Here is a 3,422-nt window from a genome sequence, read left to right as displayed (position 1 = left end):
AGAATACAATTCGTCTCATTTTTTCTCCTTTAAAAAAAGTTCGCGAATTATATAGTTGAAAAGTAAACCATAGATTTCGCGGCTTTTTATTTAATCAAAGATTAACCCAAATTTAGTAAAATTCTCTCCGAAAATCCGAAAAAAAGGAGAACTTATGGCAGTAAAAATCGCGATCAACGGTTTTGGACGTATCGGCAGGTGCGCGGCGCGCATCATCTTGGAGCGAAATTTCGCCGGCGAGGATGTCGAGCTGGTCGCATTCAACGATACGGCGACGCGCGATATGACGCGCTATCTGCTCAAATACGACAGCGTGCACGGCGAGTTTAAGCACGATGTGCGGATCATAGACGACGGGCACATCGAGGTTGACGGCAAAAAGATCCGCGTATTTTCGACTCGCGACCTAAACGAGCTAAATTACGCAGATTACGGCGTGGACGTGGTTTTGGAGTGCACGGGTAAATTTTTAACTACAGAAAAGTGCGAACCCTATCTTGCGCGCGGCGTGAAAAAGGTCGTGATGAGCGCCCCTGCGAAGGACGATACCCCTACTTTCGTAATTGGCGTGAACGACGATAAGTACGCGGGCGAAGCGATCATCTCAAACGCCAGCTGCACCACAAACGGCCTAGCGCCCGTGGCAAAGGTACTTGATGAAAAATTCGGCATCCAAAAGGCGCTTATGACGACGATCCACGCCTATACGCACGGTCAGAGCTTGGTTGACGTCAAAGCCAAAGACTTCCGCCGCTCGCGCGCCGCGGCGCTAAATATCGCTCCGACCACGACAGGCGCGGCGAAGGCCATAGCCAAAGTACTCCCGCAGCTAAACGGCAAGATGCACGGCCAAGCGGTCCGCGTGCCGGTTGCTAACGTCTCGATGGTCGATCTAACGGCGATTTTGGGTAAGAGCGCAAGCGCGGAGGAGATAAACGCGGCGTTTAGAGAGGCTGCGGACGGCTCGATGAAGGGGATTTTGCTCGTAGACGACGACTCGCGCGTTAGCAGCGACTTTTGTACGAGCTCGTACAGCAGCATCGTAGCTAGCGATACTACGCAGGTGATCTGCGGCGATATGGTTAAAATTTTTGCGTGGTACGACAACGAATGGGGCTACTCGCACCGCCTTATAGATCTCGCTTTGCGCGCCGTAAAGGGCTAAAAATGAGTGAAATTTTATCGATCAACGATCTTGAGCTGGGCGGCGCGAAAGTATTCATCAGGTGCGATTTTAACGTGCCGATGGACGAGTTTTTAAACATCACCGATGATCGCCGAATTCGCGCGGCGATCCCTACTATCCGCTATTGCCTAGATAACGGCTGCAGCGTGGTTTTGGCTAGCCACCTAGGACGACCGAAAAACGGCTTTGAGGAGAAATTTTCGCTACGAGGCGTGGCAAAGAGGCTTTCTAGGCTACTTGATAGGGACGTGATATTTGCCGAGGACGTCATCGGCGCGGATGCCAAAGCCAAAGTCGCCGCGCTAAAACCCGGCGAAATTTTACTTCTTGAAAATTTGCGCTTTGAAAAGGGAGAGACCAAAAACGACGAGGCGCTAGCCGGCGAGCTTGCTAAATACGGCGAATTTTACATAAACGATGCATTTGGCGTCTGCCACAGGGCGCATAGCTCGGTCGAGGCGATCACTAAATTTTACGACGATAAGCATAAAGCGGCGGGATTTTTGCTGCAAAAGGAGATAAATTTCGCCCAAAATCTCATCAAGCACCCCGCGCGCCCGTTTGTCGCGGTCGTTGGCGGCAGCAAGGTAAGCGGCAAACTGCAAGCCCTGCACAACTTGCTTCCGCGCGTGGATAAGTTGATAATTGGCGGCGGCATGGCGTTTACGTTTTTAAAATCACTCGGCGAAAATATCGGAAATTCGCTGCTTGAAGAGGATCTCATTGAGGACGCGAGGCAAATTTTGCAAAAGGGCAGGGAGCTTGGCGTTAAAATTTACCTACCTGTCGACGTCGTTGCGGCTCAGACGTTTTCAGCTGAAAGCGCCGTGAAATTCGTCCCCGCGCAAGAAATACCTAGCGGCTGGATGGGGCTAGATATCGGGCCTGCGTCGATTAGGCTCTTTAAAGAGGTCATCGCCGACGCGCAAACCATCTGGTGGAACGGGCCGATGGGCGTTTTTGAGATGGATAAATTTAGCAAAGGCAGCATCAAAATGAGCCACGCCATCATCGACACTCACGCGACTACGGTCGTTGGCGGCGGCGATACGGCAGACGTGGTCGAGCGCGCGGGAGATGCCGACGAGATGACCTTTATCTCGACTGGCGGCGGCGCGAGCCTGGAGCTCATCGAGGGCAAGGAGCTACCCGGCATAAAACCGCTTAGAAAGGCTGCGGAGTGAGGTTTTTAGCAAATTTAAAGTGCAATCACACCAGAGCGAGCTTTGCTAAATACGCTGAAATTTTAGACGCAAATTTAAGCGCAAACGACGACGTGACGGTGTTTCCTCCGTTTAGCGCATTTGATCTTGCCGCTCATAAATTTAAACTCGGCGCGCAAAATTTCTACCCGTGCGAAAGCGGCGCTCACACCGGCGAGATCGGCAAGGCGATGCTGGACGAGTTTGGCGTAAAAAGCGTGCTGATCGGGCACTCTGAGCGGCGAGAGTTGGGCGAGAGCGAGGAGCTTTTGCGCACTAAATTTGACTTCGCCGCAAAGGCTGGCTGGCAGATCGTCTACTGCATCGGCGAAAATTTGAGCGTAAACGAAGCAGGCGGTACGAAGGAGTTTTTGGCCGAGCAGCTAAAAAACATCGAGCTTGGCTACGAGCGCTTGCTGATCGCCTACGAGCCGATCTGGGCGATAGGTACGGGCAAAAGTGCGAGCGCGGAGCAAATCGAAGGCATTTTAAATTTCATCCGCGAGCAAACGAGCGCGCCGCTACTTTACGGAGGTAGCGTAAATGCCGCAAATATCGGCGCGATAGCGGGGATCAAAAACTGCGATGGGGTGTTGGTAGGTACGGCGAGCTGGGACGCCTCTGGTTTCTTGGAACTTATTAGCGCGTCATCTCGCTGACGTCTTTAAATGATTTCGTAAATTTCGCCCTGCGACAGGCTATATGCCTAGTCTTGAGACGAAATTTACTTCAAAACATTTAAATCCGCCTAGCGATATTTCCGCTTGTCGATTTACGTTTAGAATTTGGTGTTTTGTCGAATTTTATAAATTTCAAATTGCAAAGGATTTTGAGATGATTTTTGGGGCTTTGTAGTTAAAATTTTGCGTAGGCTAGACGGATGGTCTGCCGAGCAAAATTTTAACAAAATCGCCAAAAAGCGCTCAAAAACCAAGCAAATTTTAAAGGAGAAATAATGATTTTAAAAGGCAAAAAGGGTCTCATCGTCGGCGTCGCTAACGCCAAATCTATCGCTTACGGCATCGCCGAAGCTT

4 protein-coding genes are annotated in these 3,422 nt (G+C 50.8%); all 4 read left to right on the top strand.

Annotated features, from left to right (window positions below; genetic code table 11):
- Positions 1-154: 154 nt before the first annotated feature.
- The gene (gene gap / locus Q0314_RS04445) at positions 155-1,165 is read left to right on the top strand and encodes a type I glyceraldehyde-3-phosphate dehydrogenase (RefSeq protein WP_298056950.1); all 1,011 of its coding nucleotides are present in this window, start codon (positions 155-157) and stop codon (positions 1,163-1,165) included.
- Between the two features lie 2 nt (positions 1,166-1,167).
- The gene (locus Q0314_RS04440) at positions 1,168-2,370 is read left to right on the top strand and encodes a phosphoglycerate kinase (RefSeq protein ID WP_298056946.1); all 1,203 of its coding nucleotides are present in this window, start codon (positions 1,168-1,170) and stop codon (positions 2,368-2,370) included.
- Entirely contained in the window at positions 2,367-3,047 is a 681-nt protein-coding gene (locus Q0314_RS04435; protein ID WP_298056944.1) for a triose-phosphate isomerase, read from the top strand. The genes Q0314_RS04440 and Q0314_RS04435 overlap by 4 nt, the downstream gene beginning before the upstream one ends.
- 296 nt (positions 3,048-3,343) lie before the next feature.
- Positions 3,344-3,422: hypothetical protein (locus Q0314_RS04430; protein ID WP_298056952.1), on the top strand; the 79-nt coding region annotated here is incomplete at its 3' end.

It is taken from the genome of uncultured Campylobacter sp. (assembly GCF_938040115.1).
In the GTDB taxonomy this organism is placed as follows: domain Bacteria; phylum Campylobacterota; class Campylobacteria; order Campylobacterales; family Campylobacteraceae; genus Campylobacter_A.
Note: the sequence above shows the minus strand (reverse complement) of the source record. Positions and strands in the feature narration are given on the sequence as shown.